At 65.3% G+C, this 16,417-nt stretch carries 18 protein-coding genes; 8 read left to right on the forward strand and 10 right to left on the reverse strand.

The window, feature by feature from the left end; translation table 11 throughout:
- Positions 1 to 48 precede the first annotated feature (48 nt).
- Positions 49 to 798, forward strand: a complete 750-nt coding sequence (locus ABNQ40_RS22550; RefSeq protein WP_109047527.1) for an arginyltransferase — start codon at positions 49 to 51, stop codon at positions 796 to 798.
- Between the two features lie 50 nt (positions 799 to 848).
- On the opposite strand, the gene ABNQ40_RS22555 is transcribed toward ABNQ40_RS22550, so the two are convergent.
- The gene (locus ABNQ40_RS22555; RefSeq protein WP_282187148.1) at positions 849 to 980 is read right to left on the reverse strand and encodes a hypothetical protein; all 132 of its coding nucleotides are present in this window, start codon (positions 978 to 980) and stop codon (positions 849 to 851) included.
- A gap of 268 nt (positions 981 to 1,248) precedes the next feature.
- Between ABNQ40_RS22555 and ABNQ40_RS22560 the strand changes: the two genes are divergently transcribed.
- Together ABNQ40_RS22560 and ABNQ40_RS22565 are read left to right on the forward strand one after the other, a co-directional pair.
- The gene (locus ABNQ40_RS22560; RefSeq protein ID WP_109047529.1) at positions 1,249 to 1,788 is read left to right on the forward strand and encodes a TRAP transporter small permease subunit; all 540 of its coding nucleotides are present in this window, start codon (positions 1,249 to 1,251) and stop codon (positions 1,786 to 1,788) included.
- 20 nt (positions 1,789 to 1,808) lie between these two features.
- The gene (locus tag ABNQ40_RS22565; protein ID WP_109047530.1) at positions 1,809 to 3,320 is read left to right on the forward strand and encodes a TRAP transporter large permease subunit; all 1,512 of its coding nucleotides are present in this window, start codon (positions 1,809 to 1,811) and stop codon (positions 3,318 to 3,320) included.
- Positions 3,321 to 3,423: 103 nt separating this feature from the next.
- Here the strand turns inward: ABNQ40_RS22565 and ABNQ40_RS22570 are convergent, their stop codons facing one another.
- From ABNQ40_RS22570 to metC, 4 genes are all read right to left on the reverse strand, one after another.
- The gene (locus ABNQ40_RS22570; protein ID WP_247879495.1) at positions 3,424 to 3,909 is read right to left on the reverse strand and encodes a PRC-barrel domain-containing protein; all 486 of its coding nucleotides are present in this window, start codon (positions 3,907 to 3,909) and stop codon (positions 3,424 to 3,426) included.
- Between the two features lie 138 nt (positions 3,910 to 4,047).
- Entirely contained in the window at positions 4,048 to 4,731 is a 684-nt protein-coding gene (locus tag ABNQ40_RS22575; protein ID WP_109047531.1) for a calcium-binding protein, read from the reverse strand.
- Between the two features lie 574 nt (positions 4,732 to 5,305).
- Positions 5,306 to 5,740 carry a phosphoribosyl-AMP cyclohydrolase gene (gene hisI, locus ABNQ40_RS22580; RefSeq protein WP_109047532.1) on the reverse strand — a complete coding sequence of 145 codons (435 nt, stop codon included), beginning with the start codon at positions 5,738 to 5,740 and terminating at the stop codon, positions 5,306 to 5,308.
- 30 nt (positions 5,741 to 5,770) lie between these two features.
- Positions 5,771 to 6,949, reverse strand: a complete 1,179-nt coding sequence (gene metC, locus ABNQ40_RS22585; protein WP_109047533.1) for a cystathionine beta-lyase — start codon at positions 6,947 to 6,949, stop codon at positions 5,771 to 5,773.
- Positions 6,950 to 7,352: 403 nt separating this feature from the next.
- On the opposite strand from metC, the gene ABNQ40_RS22590 reads away from it, so the two are divergent.
- The 5 genes from ABNQ40_RS22590 (at position 7,353) to ABNQ40_RS22610 (ending at position 13,025) form a co-directional block, all read left to right on the forward strand.
- Positions 7,353 to 8,372, forward strand: a complete 1,020-nt coding sequence (locus ABNQ40_RS22590) for an amino acid ABC transporter substrate-binding protein (protein WP_109047534.1) — start codon at positions 7,353 to 7,355, stop codon at positions 8,370 to 8,372.
- Between the two features lie 215 nt (positions 8,373 to 8,587).
- Entirely contained in the window at positions 8,588 to 9,787 is a 1,200-nt protein-coding gene (locus ABNQ40_RS22595; RefSeq protein WP_109047535.1) for an amino acid ABC transporter permease, read from the forward strand.
- 5 nt (positions 9,788 to 9,792) lie between these two features.
- Entirely contained in the window at positions 9,793 to 10,899 is a 1,107-nt protein-coding gene (locus ABNQ40_RS22600; RefSeq protein ID WP_109047536.1) for an amino acid ABC transporter permease, read from the forward strand.
- A 104-nt stretch (positions 10,900 to 11,003) separates the two neighbouring features.
- A complete protein-coding gene (locus ABNQ40_RS22605; protein ID WP_391349089.1) occupies positions 11,004 to 11,777 on the forward strand; it encodes an amino acid ABC transporter ATP-binding protein in 774 nt (257 codons plus the stop codon).
- Positions 11,778 to 11,939: 162 nt separating this feature from the next.
- Entirely contained in the window at positions 11,940 to 13,025 is a 1,086-nt protein-coding gene (locus tag ABNQ40_RS22610) for a histidinol-phosphate transaminase (RefSeq protein WP_109047538.1), read from the forward strand.
- Positions 13,026 to 13,345: 320 nt separating this feature from the next.
- Here the strand turns inward: ABNQ40_RS22610 and ABNQ40_RS22615 are convergent, their stop codons facing one another.
- The 5 genes from ABNQ40_RS22615 to ABNQ40_RS22635 all read right to left on the reverse strand — a co-directional run bounded on the left by ABNQ40_RS22615 (position 13,346) and on the right by ABNQ40_RS22635 (position 16,407).
- The gene (locus ABNQ40_RS22615; RefSeq protein WP_246307237.1) at positions 13,346 to 13,588 is read right to left on the reverse strand and encodes a hypothetical protein; all 243 of its coding nucleotides are present in this window, start codon (positions 13,586 to 13,588) and stop codon (positions 13,346 to 13,348) included.
- A 146-nt stretch (positions 13,589 to 13,734) separates the two neighbouring features.
- Complete coding sequence (locus ABNQ40_RS22620) at positions 13,735 to 14,352, reverse strand: GNAT family N-acetyltransferase (protein ID WP_109047540.1); 618 nt, start codon at positions 14,350 to 14,352, stop codon at positions 13,735 to 13,737.
- Positions 14,328 to 14,762 carry a GNAT family acetyltransferase gene (locus ABNQ40_RS22625; RefSeq protein WP_109047541.1) on the reverse strand — a complete coding sequence of 145 codons (435 nt, stop codon included), beginning with the start codon at positions 14,760 to 14,762 and terminating at the stop codon, positions 14,328 to 14,330. Before ABNQ40_RS22625 ends, ABNQ40_RS22620 begins: the two co-directional genes overlap by 25 nt.
- Entirely contained in the window at positions 14,759 to 15,646 is an 888-nt protein-coding gene (locus ABNQ40_RS22630; protein ID WP_391348974.1) for a sulfurtransferase, read from the reverse strand. The genes ABNQ40_RS22625 and ABNQ40_RS22630 overlap by 4 nt, the downstream gene beginning before the upstream one ends.
- 53 nt (positions 15,647 to 15,699) lie before the next feature.
- A complete protein-coding gene (locus ABNQ40_RS22635; RefSeq protein ID WP_109048997.1) occupies positions 15,700 to 16,407 on the reverse strand; it encodes an alanyl-tRNA editing protein in 708 nt (235 codons plus the stop codon).
- Positions 16,408 to 16,417: the final 10 nt, after the last annotated feature.

Consider the following 16,417-nt stretch of genomic DNA (forward strand, 5'->3'; position numbering starts at 1 on the left):
CCGCACTCCTCCGCCTCCTCGTCATTGTCGTGGTGGTTGTCGCTCAGAATGTCGGTCATCCAGCCGCCGCAGCGTCCATTGCAGCAATTCTTCCGGTCGGGGCCTATGCCCTGCCCCTATCTGCCCGGACGTGTGGAGCGCAAGCTGTTCACCCGCCTGATCGGTCCCTATGCGACCGAGGTGAACTCCACCTTGTCGCGGGCGGGCTTCCGCCGCAGCCACGACATCGTCTATCGGCCGGTTTGCCCCAACTGCCAGGCCTGCGTTCCGGTGCGCGTGCCGGTCGCGGATTTCGTGCCGACAAGGTCGCAGCGTCGGGTGCTGAAGCTGAACGACGGGGTGACGCTGAGCGAACGACCGGCCTACGCCACGTCGGAGCAATATCGGCTGTTCTCGCTGTACCAGAATTCCCGCCATGGCGACTCGGACATGGCCCGCATGGCGATGGGCGATTTCGCTGCCATGGTCGACGAGGGCAGGGCGGACACCAACCTGCTGGAAGCACGCGATGAGCGTGGACAACTGGTCGGCTGCATGCTGACCGACCGGCTGTCGGACGGCTATTCAGCGGTCTACAGCTTTTACGACGCGGCTCAGGATCGCCGCAGTCTGGGCACTTTTCTGATCCTTGGCCTTATCGAGCGGGCGCGGCTGGCTGGCATGCCCTATGTCTATCTGGGCTACTGGATCGCCCGCAGCCGCAAGATGGCCTACAAGGCGAAGTTCCACCCGCTGGAATGCCTGGGTGAGGACGGTTGGCGCCGTGCCGACATCGTGCCTGACAGCGACGTGGAGTAGTGGCATCGCCACCGTCCGTTTCGGCGGCGATACCTCCTTGAGGGGTGCCGTCAGGCGGCCTTGATGTCGCTCAAGAACTTTTCGACATCGCGGCGCATCAATTCCGCTTGCTTGGACATGTCGCCGGCGCCACTCAGCACCTGACCGGCAGCGTCGCCGGCTTCTCCCGCTGCCTGCGTCACCTGGACGATGCTGGTTGTGACCTCCTGCGCGCCTTGCCGTGCGCAATGCGAATTGCAATGCAACCCGCGTGAGAGATCTACGGGATTCTACGTAGCTCCAACGTAGCCCTTGCCGCTGGAAGGCGAGAAAGGAATAGTCCCTTCAAATCCTATCTTTTGGTATACCCTCCGAACGAGAGAGGGTTGCGACCTGCCGTGCCTATGCGGCTGCAACAAAAGCAAAAGGGGACGGCCAAGGCCGCGCCCCCGCAACAGGGAGGTTTCTCCTTTGACAGGTCTGCTCAGACTAAGCGGGCTGATCGATGCCGTGAACGAAGGCATCGGCAAGCTCGCCTACTGGCTCGTGCTGGTCGCCGTGGTGGTCAGCTCGGTCAACGCGGTCATCCGCTATGCGTTCAACATCAGCTCCAATGCCTGGCTGGAGCTGCAATGGTACCTGTTCGCGGCGGTGTTCCTGCTGTGCGCCGGCTACACCTTCCTGCGCAACGAACATATCCGCATCGACATCGTGCTGGGGCGTTTCTCCCGCCGCGTCCAGGCCTGGGTCGACATCTTCGGCATCCTGGTCTTCATGTTCCCGATGACGATCCTGATCCTGAAGCTGTCGATTCCGATGTTCTGGGACAGCTTCCACACCAATGAAATGTCGAGCGACGCGGGCGGCCTGATCCGCTGGCCCGCGAAGATTCTGATCCCGGTCGGCTTCTTCCTGCTCACCGCACAGGGTGTGTCGGAACTGATCAAGCGCATCGCCTTCCTCACCGGCCATCGTGACGAGCCGGGCGAGAAGATGCACAGCCATTCCTAAGGACCGGGAGCGCCCCCCAGATGGTAGAGTTCGTATCCGCCAATTTGGCGCCGGTCATGTTCGGCGCCCTGGTGATTTTCCTGTTGATGGGCTTTCCGGTCGCCTTCGCGCTGGCGGCCAACGGTCTGGTGTTCGGCCTGGTCGGCATCGAGCTGGGTCTGCTGACTCCGGCGCTGTTGCAGGCGCTGCCGGAACGCGTGTTCGGCATCATGCGCAACGACACGCTGCTGGCGATTCCCTTCTTCACCTTCATGGGCCTGATTCTGGAGCGATCCGGCATGGCCGAGGATCTGCTCGACACCATCGGGCAGCTGTTCGGTCCGATCCGCGGCGGTCTGGCCTATGCGGTGATCTTCGTCGGCGCGCTGCTGGCGGCGACCACCGGCGTGGTCGCGGCCTCGGTCATCTCCATGGGCCTGATCTCGCTGCCGATCATGCTGCGCTACGGCTATGACCGCCGGATCGCGTCGGGCGTCATCGCGGCGTCGGGCACGCTGGCCCAGATCATCCCGCCGTCGCTGGTGCTGATCGTGCTGGCCGACCAGCTCGGCCGGTCGGTCGGCGACATGTATGCCGGCGCCCTGATCCCCGGTCTGGTGCTGACCGCGCTCTATGCCGGCTACATCCTGCTGACCAGCATCATCAAGCCGGAGATGGTGCCGGCCCTGCCGCCGGAAGCCCGCACGCTGCGCGGCGGCAAGCTGCTGCTGCGGGTCATCACCTCGCTGGTTCCGCCGCTGGTGCTGATCTTCCTGGTGCTGGGCACCATCTTCCTCGGCATCGCCACCCCGACGGAGGGCGGCGCCATGGGTGCCGCCGGTGCCATCCTGCTGGCGCTCGCCAAGCGGCAGCTCGGCTGGGACCTGATGCGTCAGGCGATGGACGCGACCGCCAAGCTGTCGTCCTTCGTGGTGTTCATCCTGATCGGCTCGACCGTGTTCGGCCTGGTGTTCCGCGCCGTCAACGGCGACCTCTGGGTGGAGCATCTGCTGATCGGCCTGCCGGGCGGCGAGCTGGGCTTCCTGATCGTCTGTAACATCCTGGTCTTCGTCCTGGCCTTCTTCCTCGACTTCTTCGAGCTGGCCTTCATCATCGTCCCCCTGCTGGGACCGGTGGCGGACAAGCTCGGCATCGACCTGATCTGGTTCGGTGTCCTGCTGGGCGTCAACATGCAGACCAGCTTCATGCACCCGCCCTTCGGCTTCGCGCTGTTCTTCCTGCGGTCGGTGGCGCCGAAGATGGACTACATCGACAAGGTCACCGGCAGGAAGATCGGCAAGATCACCACCGGCCAGATCTACTGGGGTGCGGTGCCCTTCGTGATCATCCAGATCATCATGGTCGGTCTCGTCATCGGCTTCCCGCAACTGGTCGATGCCGGCCGCGACAAGGGACCGGTGATCAACCTGAACGACGTGAAGATCGAGATTCCGGCCTTCGACAATCAGGATGTGGCTCCGCCCTTCGGTGCTCCAGGCCAATCGGAGCAGAGCCCGGCGGACGACATCATGAAGCAGCTTCAGGGCAAGTAATCGGAAGCGTCACAGGAGCCAGACAGTAAAATCTGGCCAGCAAAAGGGGGGCCGGTTCGTCCGGCCCCCCTTTCTTATCGGTGCGTTTCCGGTTGGGAAAGGGTCAGCGCGTCGGGGTCGTCGCCCCGGTCCAGTTGGTCGGGGCGGTGCCGGCGGGCAGAACCACCCCGGCGTTGCCGAGCGACACCATGCGGTCGCTTCCGGCGACCGGCGGCAGTGCTGCGAACTGTTCCGCCGTCATGCCGGTGAGGATCACCGCCTGACGGTTGCGGGCATAGCGCAGATTGTCGCTGGCGACCGTCACCTTGTGCTCGTTCGGGAAACGGGGGGCGCCGACGGTGATGATCGCCTGCTCCACCCGGTTGGTCGGCCCGATCACCAGGTCGGTGACGTTGCCGAGGATGCGGCGGCCATCCGGCGTCTGCACGGTCAGCCCGACCAGTTCCACCGGAGGCTGGGTCGCGACCTCTGCCGACGGGACGCCGCCCATGTCGGAACTGGCGCAGGCACCCAACGCCAGAACCGGCAGGAGAGCCAGGGCCGGCAGGGCGGGGAAGTGCGTGCGCAGGGAAAGGCGGCGGTGGTCCATCGTTCTTGGCCTTTTTGCTGACGGCGCGGAAATGTCCGCCCCTACAACAGCACGAGCGTGGCCGGAGGTCCCCCGCGCCGACGGGGTGACCCCATCGCCCCCGGAAGACCTCCTTCCGGACAGGGGGAGCCGGACAGGTCAGGTGAAGATGAAATCGTGGCCGGCGGTCAGCCCAACCTGATCGACGGTCAGCGACGAGCCGTCGGCGAATGTGAAGGTCGACTGGAAGCCGCTGGAGGTCAGCGACATCTGGCCCCCGGTGTAGCCATGGAACTCGATCTGGTCGATCCCCCGCTCGAAGTAATTGATGGTGTCATGACCGAAGCCGCCGGTCGCCTGCTCCATCAGGAAGCGGTCGACCTGCCCGTCGGTGTAGCTGACCATCGTGTCGTCACCGGTGCCCGGCCGGAACAGGTCGGCACCGCCGTCGCGATAGCTGTCATACAGCGTGTCGTTGCCGGCGCCGCCGATCATGGTGTCGTCGCCGCGCATCCCCTTCAGGATGTCGTCGCCGGTGCCGCCGTCCAGCCAGTCGTTGCCGTCGCCGCCGAACAGCTGGTCGTTGCCGGCATCGCCCCACATCGAATCGTTGCCGGCTTCGTTGCCGCCATAGGGGTCGCCGAGCCAATCGTTGCCGTCGCCGCCATGCAGCTGGTCGTTGCCCAGGCCGCCGATCAGCGAGTCATTTCCCCGTTCGCCATACAGCTGGTCGTTTCCGCCGGCGCCGTTGATGCGGTCGTCGCCATCCAGACCGTCGAGACGGTCATCAAAGGCGGTGCCGGTCATGGCGTCGTTGTTCGAAGTCCCCCAAAACTGGCGCATGGCGTCTCTCCATCAGTGCCGTTAACGTGCTGTTAACGATTAACCAGATGTTAACCATGGGGCCCGGGCGGTCGAAAAGCGATAAAGGGGCAATACAAAGGGGGTCGGATGAGATGACACAGATAATTGAAACTTGATCGAATTAAAGAAATGAAATGTTTCTTCATTCGTCGTTTTTGTGGCCGAAAACAGGATCTTTCTGTGACTGAATAAGGACTTTCTCTCCCATATGGGCAGGTTTTGAGCTGCGGAACGGCACAGGCTCGGCTGACCAAGGCGATGCGCGGGCAGGCGAGGCGGTAGGCCACCTGCCAAACGGGCTGCCGTAGCGGATCGTCCGAAAGAGGTTCCATGGCGCAAACGCGCCGGGCGTTGTCCGAAGTTTCGGATGCAGCCCGTAAGGCAAAAAATAACCGGGCGTCCAAAGGAGCGCCCGGTGCAGTCATATACAGGGAGGGTTAGAGACAAGAAGGTGTGTATACCCTTCGGCAGGGGTGCCGCTTTGATGTGGATCAACAAATGCACCCGAGTGGTGAATCGGCTCCCTTCTCAGTCCCTCTCCAAATCGGGTCTCTCAGCCGTGGCCGTGCGAATGGCCGCCATAGAGGATGGACGGATCGGTTTCGACCGCCTGGATCGTCTCCAGCTTTCCATCGCGCCAGGCACGATAGAAGCAGCTGCGCCGGCCGGTGTGACAGGCGACGCCGTCCTGCTCGACGATCAGCAGCAGGGTGTCGCCGTCGCAATCCACCCGGAAATCCTTCAGCCGCTGCACCTGTCCGGAGGTCTCTCCCTTGCGCCACAGCCCGCCGCGCGACCGCGACCAGTAGCAAACGCGACCGGTGGACAGGGTCTCGACCACCGCATCGCGGTTCATCCAGGCCATCATCAGGATTTCGCCGCTGCCCTCGGCCTGGGCAATGGCGGGCACCAACCCATCGGCGGTGAAGCGGATGGCGGCCAGCACCTCTTCAAAGGAGCCGGACTCGGTCGACGGTTTTTCCGTCATGGCAAATCACTCCTCAACTGTCCACCGCACTCAAAGGGCGGCGGCCATCCGCCGGAAGCCGGCCTCAAGATCGCGGATCAGGTCGTCGGGGCTCTCAAGCCCGGCGTGCAGGCGCAGAACCTGACCCGGATCGGTCCAGCGGGTGGCGGAGCGCACCGCTGCCGGCCGCGTCGGCAGGATCAGGCTCTCAAAGCCGCCCCAGCTGTAGCCCATGCCGAACAGCTCCATCCCGTCCAGCATCGCCGCCAGCGCCTTGCGCGGCACCTGATTGACGATCACCGAGAACAGGCCGCTGGAGCCGGTGAAATCGCGCTTCCACAGCTCGTGACCGGGGAAGTCGGGACGGGCGGGATGCAGCACCCGCGTCACCTCCGGCCGGGCCGCCAGCCAGCCGGCGAGCGCCAGTGCGCTCTCCTGGTGCTGGCGCATGCGCACCGACAGGGTGCGCAGGCCGCGCAGGCCGAGATAGAGGTCGTCCGGCCCGCCGCAGACGCCGAAACGGGTGGCGGTCTTCTTCACCGCGGTCCAGCTTTCCTCGTCGTGGCAGGTGACGACGCCCAGCATCGCATCGGCATGGCCGACCATGTATTTGGTCGCGGCGTGGATCGACAGATCGACGCCATGGTCGAAGGGGCGGAAGAACAGCGGGGTCGCCCAGGTGTTGTCGATCATCACCGTGGCGCCGACCGTCTTTGCGGCGGCGGCGATGGCCGGAACGTCCTGCACCTCGAAGGTCAGGGAGCCCGGCGATTCGAGGAACACCACGCTGGTGTTGGGCCGCAGCAGGGCGGAAATGCCGGCGCCGATGCAGGGATCGTAGAACTCCACCTCCACGCCATAGGGGATCAGCGTCTCCTTGGCGAAGCGGCGGGTAGGGCCATAGGCGCTGTCGGTGATCAGCACATGGTCGCCGGCCTTGGTGAAGGCGGACAGCGCGATGGCGATGGCGGCGAGGCCGGAGCCGGTGTTCACCGACTTGTAGCCGCCTTCCAGTTCAGCCGCCGCCTCTTCGAAGGCGAAGGTGGTGGGCGTGCCCATGCGACCGTAGTTCACGCTGGTCAGCATGTTACGGTCGCTTTCCTCCAGCGCGTCCAAGGTCGGGAACAGCACGGTCGAGCAATGATAGACCGGCGGGTTGACGATGCCGTGGTTGTTCCGCGGGTCGCGGCCGGCATGCACGAGAATCGTGTCCTTGGTGACGTCCTTCATCGACTGTCCGTTTGGCTGGAGCGGCAATCCGTCCCGTCCGAGTCCACCTTAGCGGGGAGAACCCCGGGGCGAGCGGTGCGGGCGCGGCCGAACATTGTGTCACCGCGGACGCCCCGCCGCCATCGCGGATTGCGCGCAACGGCCGTCAGCGGATGGGATGTTCTGGTAACACCACCAATGCACAGAGGATTCGACAAGCCGGATCAAGTTGATACACTCTTGTCCCACGCGCATGGCTGCGTCGCGATCCTCACAGGACGGGTCCAATGGGGATCGGTCCGCCGGATTGTCAGGCGGATCGGTCCGGCAGGGTCGTTCCGGTTGGATTATGGAGCTGGCGTGACCAAGCGCGTCATCAGACCGCTCAAAGCGAAGAACGCAAGAACAGGGTGGAGTTCATAATATGAAGTCAGGGTTCCTGGCCGCCGCCGCAGCGGCCGTGGTCGTTTCCGCCAGCGCCGTCGCCGGTGCTGCCACGCTGGACACCGTCAAGCAGCGCGGCTTCGTGCAGTGCGGCGTGAACGCCGGCCTTCCGGGCTTCGGCAACCCCGACAGCGCCGGCAACTGGACCGGCCTGGACGTCGATTACTGCCGTGCCGTCGCCGTCGCCATCTTCGGCGATGCCAACAAGGTAAAGTTCACCCCGCTGTCCGCCCAGCAGCGTTTCCCCGCCATCCAGTCGGGCGAAGTCGACCTGCTGTCGCGCAACACCACCGCCACGCTGACCCGTGACACCTCGGTCGGCCTGAACTTCGCCCCCGTCACCTATTACGACGGCCAGGGCTTCATGGTTCCGAAGAAGCTGGGCGTGAAGAGCGCCAAGGAGCTGAACGGCGCCACCGTCTGCGTCCAGTCCGGCACCACGACCGAGCTGAACCTCGCGGACTATTTCCGCGCCAACAACATGACCTACAACCCGGTCGTCATCGAGTCGAACGACGAGGTGAACGCCGCCTACTTCGCCGGCCGCTGCGACGTGCTGACGACCGACGTGTCCGGTCTGGCCGGCACCCGCGCCGGTGTCGCCCCGGTTCCGGACGACCACGTCATCCTGCCGGAAGTCATCTCCAAGGAGCCGCTGGCCCCGGCCGTGCGCCATGGCGACGACCAGTGGTTCGACATCGTGAAGTGGACCGTCTTCGCCACCATCCAGGCGGAGGAGTTCGGCATCACCTCCAAGAATGTCGACGAGTTCACCAACTCGAAGAACCCGGACATCCAGCGCTTCCTCGGCACCTCGCCGGGCATGGGCAAGGCCCTGGGCCTGGATGAGAAGTGGGCCTACAACGTCGTGAAGAAGGTCGGCAACTATGCCGAGATCTTCGACCGCAACGTCGGCCCGGGCACCCCGCTGAAGCTGGAGCGCGGCCTGAACGCGCTGTGGACCAAGGGCGGCCTGATGTACGCGCAGCCGTTCCGGTAAGGCACGTCACCGTCTGAAGGCCGCCCGCAGCCCGTTGCCGGGGGCGGCCTTCCGGTTCTTTTGGGAGCGGTCGCGAAGGGCGCCAGCGAAGCGCCTGCGCAGGGGGCCGCATTTGGGAGACATGTCGCATTCCCTACGGTGTGGGAAATGCCCGGAAGAACGTCCGGGACCGCGTGGGCACCGTATGGGGCGCGATGGTTGGGGGAGAGTAGTCCGTGGCGACCAAGACCCGGACCACCCAAGGCGCTCCGCCGCCGGGTGGCGTATCGTTTTCCCTCAGCGACCCGACGTTCCGCGCCATCGTCTACCAGATTCTGGTGGTCGGCGCGGTCGTCCTGGTCGGCTGGTTCCTGATTTCAAACACGCTCGACAACCTCGCGCGGCGCTCGATCGCGACCGGGTACCATTTCCTGGAGCGTGAAGCGGCCTTCGGCATCGGCGAGTCGCTGATCGACTATTCGCCGAAGGACACCTATGGCCGGGCCTTCCTGGTCGGCGTGCTGAACACGCTGAAGGTGTCGATCATCGGCGTCATCCTGGCGACGATCATCGGCACGATCATCGGCGTCGCCCGCCTGTCCAGCAACTGGCTGATCGCCAAGCTGGCCTCGACCTATGTCGAGATCATCCGCAACATCCCGCCGCTGCTGCAGCTGTTCTTCTGGTACGCGCTGGTGTCGGACGGCCTGCCGCCGGTGCGACAGGCGCTGAACCCGATCCCGGGCGTCTTCCTGTCGCAACGCGGCCTGCGCGTGCCGGTGCCCGCCCCCGATCCGGTCTGGACCAACATGGGCATCGCCCTGCTGGTCGGTATCGTCGCCGCCTGGGGCGTGTCGCGCTGGGCCAGGGCACGGCAGGCGCGCACCGGGCAGCCGTTCCCGGCGGGCTGGGCCGGTCTCGGCCTGATCGTCGGCCTGCCCATCCTGACCTGGCTCGCCGGCGGCGCGCCGCTCGCGATGGACGTGCCGAAGCTGGCCGGCTTCAACTTCACCGGCGGCGCCTCCATCTCTCCGGAATTCTTCGCCATCCTGACCGGCCTGACGCTCTACACCGCGGCCTTCATCGCCGAGGTGGTGCGCAGCGGCATCAAGGCGGTCAACTGGGGCCAGACCGAGGCGGCCCGTGCCCTCGGCCTGCCGGGCAGCCCGACGCTGCGTCTGGTGATCCTGCCCCAGGCACTGCGCGTGATCGTGCCGCCGCTGACCAGCCAGTATCTCAACCTGACGAAGAACAGCTCGCTGGCGCTGGCCATCGGCTATCCCGATCTGGTGTCCATCGCCAACACGACGCTGAACCAGACCGGTCAGGCCATCGAAGGCGTGACGATGATCATGGGCACCTATCTGGTCATCAGCCTCAGCATCTCGATCTTCATGAACTGGTACAACAAGCGCATCGCGCTGGTGGAGCGGTAACGGCCATGACCGACAACGTGCAAAGCGTCGGCCTGCCGGACGAACGTCCGCCGGCCAACACCGTCGGCCCGATCGCGTGGCTGCGCAACAACCTGTTCAACAGCTGGTACAACGCCATCCTGACCATTCTGGTCCTGGGGCTGCTGGCGTCGGCGATTCCGCCCTTCATGAACTGGCTGCTGTTCCGCGCCCACGGCTTCGACGCGACCTCAACCGTCTGCCGGCAGGATGCCGGCGGCGCCTGCTGGGGCTTCATCAGCGAGAAGCTGCGCTTCATCATGTTCGGCATGTTCCCGTGGGAACAGCAGTGGCGGCCGCTGGTGACCATCGCCGTCTTCATCGCCCTGCTGGTCGCCAGCTGCGACCGCCGCTTCTGGAAGCCGTGGTTCGGGCTGGTCTGGGCCGCCGGGCTGGCGCTGGTGGCGGTCCTGATGTGGGGCGGCGTCTTCGGCCTGACCTATGTCGAGAACACGCTGTGGGGCGGCCTGCCGCTGACCATCATCCTGTCGGTGATCGGTCTGGCCGTGGCCTTCCCGGTGTCGATCCTGCTGGCGCTGGGCCGCCGGTCGAACATGCCGGCGGTCAAGGTGCTGTGCGTCACCTACATCGAGCTGATCCGTGGCGTGCCGCTGATCAGCCTGCTGTTCATGGCGTCGGTGATGCTGCCGCTGTTCCTGCCGAACGGCGTGTCCATCGACAAGCTGCTGCGCGCGCAGATCGCCTTCATCATGTTCGCCGCCGCCTATATGGCGGAAGCGATCCGCGGCGGCCTGCAGGCGATCCCGAAGGGGCAGTATGAGGCGGCGGACGGGCTGGGGCTCAGCTATTGGCAGAAGATGCGCAAGATCATCCTGCCGCAGGCGCTGGCCGTCGCCATCCCTCCGCTGGTGAACACCTTCATCAGCTTCTTCAAGGACACCTCGCTGGTCATCATCATCGGCCTGTACGATCTGCTCGGCACGGCGAAGGCCGCGCTGTCCGATCCGTCCTGGCGCGGTTTCTATCGCGAGGCCTATCTGTTCATCGGCGTGATCTACTGGATCTTCTGCTTCAGCATGTCGAAGTACAGCCAGAAGCTCGAACGCGATCTCAATCGCGGCCACCGCCGCTAGATCGGATCGCGCAAAATCGGAATCGATTTGAAGCGTTGGTCCGATCGTAAGAAGTGAAGATAGTATCGCCGTCAAGGGAGACACGAGAACCCATGTCCCAGGCCATGTCCCAGGCAGCCAAGCCGAAGCACGCCCTCAGCGGCGAGGAAATCATCCGCTGCACGGGCGTCAACAAGTGGTACGGCGAGTTCCACGTCCTGAAGAACGTCAACCTCAGCGTCCAGAAGGGCGAGCGCATCGTTGTCTGCGGCCCATCCGGGTCGGGCAAATCGACGATGATCCGCTGCCTGAACCGGCTTGAGGAGCATCAGAAGGGCACGATCGTCATCGACGGGATCGAGCTGACCAACAACCTCAAGAACATCGAGCTGGTCCGCCGCGAAGTCGGCATGGTGTTCCAGCACTTCAACCTGTTCCCGCACCTGACCGTGCTGGAAAACTGCACCCTGGCCCCCATCTGGGTCCGCAAGATGCCGAAAGCAGAAGCGGAAGAGCGGGCGATGAGCTACCTGAAGCGGGTGCGCATCGCCGAGCAGGCCAAGAAGTATCCCGGCCAGTTGTCGGGCGGCCAGCAGCAGCGCGTTGCCATCGCGCGGTCGCTGTGCATGAGCCCGAAAGTGATGCTGTTCGACGAGCCGACCTCCGCGCTTGACCCCGAAATGGTCAAGGAGGTGCTGGACGTCATGATCGGGTTGGCCGAGGACGGCATGACCATGCTGTGCGTGACGCACGAGATGGGCTTCGCCAAGTCGGTCGCCGACCGCGTGATCTTCATGGATCGCGGCGAGATCGTCGAGCAGGACACGCCGGATGCGTTCTTCTCCAATCCGAAGTCGGACCGCACGCGCCTCTTCCTCAGCCAAATTCTAAACCACTGAGACGGTCGGCAGGCCGGCGGTTCCGTTCGGCCTGCCATCTGGAAACAAAACACCTCGACTTAGGGTGCGCGGCGCAATGTCCTGTGGCGTCGCGCACCGGTTTGCGGTTCAATCGGTCGCCTGACGTGCTGTTCGACCGATCCGCTACCGGAGACCGAGGTTATGGACCTGCTCAGCCCCCGTCCCAGCGTTGGCCAGATCAAGCCGTACCGTCCCGCTCGCCCTCCACGCGACGGCCGCCGGTGGATCGACCTCTCGCTGACCCACAATCCGCTCGGCCCGAGCCCTCTGGCGCTGGACGCCTATTGCGAGGCGGCGACCCGCATCCACTGCTATCCCGACTGGGACCAGGAACCGCTGCGCCACGCCATCGCGCGCCGCCACTCCATCGACGTCGATCACGTCGTCTGCACCGCGGGATCGGAGGAACTGATCCATCTGGTTGCGCAGGCTTTCGCCGGGCCCGGTGACGAGGTGCTGTGCCACGAACGGGGCTATCGCGGCTTCCTCAAGGCGATCCGTGCCGCCGGCGCCACTGCGGTCATCGCGGCGGAACGCGACATGGTGGTGGATGTCGAGGCGCTGATCGACCGCGCCAGCGAGCGTACGAAAATCTGCTTCCTCGCCAACCCCAACAACCCGACCGGCACCTACATCCCGGCCGATGCGGTGCAGCGGCTGCGCGCCGGGCTGCCGCCGCACACGCTGCTGGTTCTGGATTCGGCCTATGCCGATTACTGCCGCCTGCCGGACTACAGCGACGGGACGGAGATTGTCGAGAATTCCGACAACGTCATGCTGATCCGCACCTTCTCCAAGATGCATGGCTTGGCCGGCTTGCGGGTCGGCTGGGGCTATGGTCCGGCGACGGTGATCGAGGCGGTGAACGCCATCCGAGGCACCTTCAACGTCTCGCTGCCTGCCCAACTGACCGCCGCCGCCGCGCTGAGCGACGCCGGGCATGAGGAGGCGACCTTCACCCACAATGCGCAATGGCTGCCTTGGCTGTCGCGCGAACTGGAACGGGTCGGGCTGCGGGTCTATCCCAGCGTCTGCAATTTCGTGCTGGCGCGTGTGCCGACCGATCCCTCCCTGGGCACCCAGGCGGTCATCGACCATCTCGCCCACCGTGGCATCCTGGTGAAGGCGGTGACCGAATATGGTCTGTCGGACTGCCTGCGCATCACCGTTGGCCGCGAGGAGGAGAACAAGGCGCTTGTGGTGGCGCTGGCGGAGATTCTCGGCTGAGAACAGCGGTGGGACGACACGCGCCGCTTGCAGGAAATTTCTGCGCTTTTGATTCAGATCAACGAACGGTCTATGCGTTTCGACATAAGGTCCGTCTCGTCTCTAAACCTCCCTGTATCACTGAGCCGGAGCATCCGCATGGATGGCTCCGGCTTTTTCTTTTCCGGCCTGAAGTTTCAGCAAAGGTCGGGGAAAGTGCCGGTCCGTTGACATGCATCAACGCAGGAAGGGGTGATCGGGCGTAGACCTATGAGTGTCTCTAACCCTCCCTGTTTCACAGGAGGCTCCGGTTCCGGCGCCTCCTGTTTTTTTGTCCGGACTCAGGAGGGCGGGCGCGAGCGATTCCAGCGCATGACCAGCCCGATCAGCGACAGCGGCACCACCACGACCGCACCGATCAGGATGTAGGGCAGGGCCCAGCTCCCGGCTTCGATGACCAGTGCCGCGATGTCCTGCACCGTCTGCCAGCTGTTCGTCAGGATGCTGGCCGGATCGATGCGCAGGAACGACAGCACGAAGCCGACGATGAAGCACAACACCAGCGTCCGAATGATCCAACCCATCAAGGCCCCACCTCACGCTCGTCATGGCGGAGCTTCCGCCTGTCTGAAGGAACGCGCCGGTCCGCAACAGGGTTCCGGCGTTCCGCGGTAGATGGGGCGCGGTGGTCGGGGTGGTCAAGGGGGGAGGTGGGCCGGCTTCCCCAGCCTCACCCCGCCAGCGGAATGTGATCCCCCGAGCTGCGCGGCAGCACACCGTCCAACCGCGGGTCGCGGACCTCGCGGGCGACATGGCGGGTGGGGACGAAGCCCATGCTCTGGTAAAGCGGCAGGGCCTTGGGGTGGTCGAAGGTGCAGGTGTTGACGACCAGCTTCGACGCACCGCCGTCCCAAGCCTTGCGGATGATGGTGTCGAGCAGCCAGGGGCCCAGCTTGTGGCCGATGAAGTCGGGGATCAGGCCGAAATAGGCGAGGTCGGTTTCTTGCGTCCGCCGGTCCAGCTCGCCGTAACCGGCGGGCGTGCCGTCGACATACAGCACCCACACCTCCACCCGCGGGTCGAGGATCGAGCGCTCCAGTTCCTTGCGCGGCATGCGGCGGCGTTCGTGCCACAGCCAGGGCTCGCCCACCGTGTCATAGAGATAGCGGTAGAAGGACCAGCTCGGCGGATTGGACCGCAACAGCGTGAGGTTGCCGGCCGGTTGGCGCACCGGCGCATGGGCGGGCGGCGCCGTCATCTCCAGATAGGTGACGATTACCGGCAGATGGCCCGGCCGGCTGGCGGTGGGCACGGCGGGGCGGGTCAGGGAGAAGGGTTGGTCAGCCATTTCTGCATCATCGTAACGGGCGATCTGGCATAGCCCAACCTCTCATAGAAGGCCAGCACCCGTTGGTTGGTCTCACGGACGAGCAACTGGACCTTGGGCATGCCGGCCGCGGCCAGCCAACCCTCCGCCTCCGCCACCATCCGGCGGCCGAGTCCCCGGCCTTGTAGGGCCGGATCGACGGCGACGTAATAGATCCAGCCGCGATGCCCGTCCTGCCCGACCATGGCGGTGGCGACGATCCGCCCGTCCTCGATGGCAGCCAGCACCGTCGAACTGCTCTTCGACAGTGCCAGCGCGAAGTCGGACGCCGGGTCGTTCCATGGCACCACCAGCCCGCAGGCGGTCCACAGCGCGACGACGGCGTCGCCATCCTCCGCTGCGCAGGACCTGACAGTGACGGACTCGCTCACGGCTGCCGCGGCCCCGTCTCCAGCGGCAGATCCTCCCGCAGGCCCCATTCGGCCCAGGAGCCGTCATAGATCGCCACGTCCGGCTTCCCGGCGGTGGCGAGGCCCAGCGCGATGACACAGGCGGTGATGCCGCTGCCGCAGGAGGCGACCACCGGACGGTCGAGGTCCAGCCCCGCCGCACGCGCCCTCTGCACGATGATGTCCGGCGGCAGCAGGGTCTTGCTGTCGGCGTCGATCAGGTCGGTGTGGGGCAGGTTGAAGCTGCCGGGAATGCGGCCGCTGCGTCGGCCGGGCCAGGGCTCGGCCACCGCACCTTCGAATCGCGGTTGGGCACGAGCGTCGGTGACCTGATCGGCCTGCGCGTCGATGTTGGCGAGCACCTGATCGGCGCTGCGGATCAGGTCCGCCCGCTTGCGCGCCGTGAAGACCGCCGGCTGGACCGCAGCAGCGTCACCCGATTCGGTCGGCCGGCCTTCCGCCAGCCATTTCGGCAGGCCGCCGTCCAGAACCGCCACCCGGTCGAAACCGAACAGGCGGAACAGCCACCAGACACGCGCTGCCGCGGTCGCCATGCCGGCGCTGTCATAGACGACGACGGTGTCGCCGTCGCCGATGCCCAGCGCGCCGATCTTCGCGGCGAAGGTCTCCTCGTCCGGGACCATGTGGGGAAGGGGAGCGGTGTTCGGCGCCGCCACATCATCGACGTCGCACAGGCGCGCGCCGGGGATGTGGGACGCTGCGAACTCCGCCCGGATGTCGCGCTTCAGGGCCGGCATGTGCCAGGACCCGTCGAGAACCTTCAGGCCCTGCCGGCCGAGATTGCGGGCCAGCCAGTCGGTGGAGACGACGGGGCCGGTCAGCGCTTCAACAATGCTGTCGCTCATGCTGCACGTCCTTGAAAATGGGGGCTGTCGGGCAACAGATCGGCAAAACGGCCTCAGTCCTTCAGCGCGAGGACGACGCGCCGGTTCTGCTTGCCCTTGTTTTCGATCTTCGTCACCTCGATTCCGCCGATCTCGCCGGTGCGGGCGACATGGGTGCCGCCGCAGGGCTGCAAATCGATCCCCTCCACATCCAGCAGACGCACCCGGCCACTGCCGGTCGGCGGTTTCACCGACATGGTGCGCACCAGTTCTGGCTGCGCTGCCATCTCATCGTCGGTGATCCAGCGGGTGCCGATGGGAGTGTCGGCGGCGATCAGCCGGTTCACCGCGTCAGTGATGGCGTCCTTGTCCAGCGATTCGGCGGGGACGTTGAAGTCCAGCCGGCTCTTGTCCGCGCCGATCTGCCCGCCGGTGACCGACCCCGGCACCACCGCGCACAGCAAATGCAGCGCGGTGTGCATGCGCATGTGGCGATGGCGGCGGTCCCAATCGATCTCCGCCTCCACCGCGGTGCCGGGGCTGGGCAGCTCCTGCCCGTCTTCCGGCACATGGATGACGTCGTCGGGGCCGCCGTCGCCCTTCACCGTGTCCTTGATGCGGACTTCGAAGCCGTCGAAGCGCAGGACGCCTGTATCGCCCGGCTGGCCGCCGCCGGTCGGATAGAAGACGGTGCGGTCGAGCCGGATGCCATGCTCGTCCACCGTCGTAACGGTGGCGACGCAGTTGCGGGCGTAGGCGTCCTCACGGAAAAGCGCGTCCATATCCCCCTCG

The organism is Azospirillum sp. A23 (assembly GCF_042938965.1).
Lineage (GTDB): Bacteria > Pseudomonadota > Alphaproteobacteria > Azospirillales > Azospirillaceae > Azospirillum > Azospirillum melinis.